Origin of the sequence: Seonamhaeicola sediminis (assembly GCF_004358095.2) — a bacterium.
Taxonomy (GTDB): Bacteria; Bacteroidota; Bacteroidia; order Flavobacteriales; family Flavobacteriaceae; genus Seonamhaeicola; species Seonamhaeicola sediminis.
In genome coordinates, this window is record NZ_SMZJ02000046.1 from 1 (window position 1) to 335 (window position 335).

General features: G+C 39.4%; 1 protein-coding gene. It reads left to right on the plus strand.

Annotated elements, in window-relative coordinates:
* The coding region (locus E1J38_RS15150; protein ID WP_186525884.1) for a hypothetical protein at positions 1 to 335 on the plus strand (335 nt) is incomplete at both ends.

Sequence of the window (335 nt, forward strand, 5' to 3'; positions counted from 1 at the left end):
ACTAGTGGCCTAGTACAAACCGTAATACAGTATAACGCCAAGTGGGATCTAGAACGTAGTTTTGACTACGTACAAATTGAAGCCTCTAACAACGGATCTACATGGATACCGCTTTGTGGAACCTATACCAAACCGGGTGCCCCTAACGAAAATAATACCTATTCCGGAAAAAGCTCTACAAACAATAACTTCCAGCCTGATGGTGAGCAACTTTATGATGGCGATACCCAAGATAAATGGGTCATGGAAGAAATTGTGATTTCCAGTTCAGAGAATAGTGCTTTCCACAATCAATCTACTGTTTTCTTAAGGTTTAATTTTAATACAGATTCTAC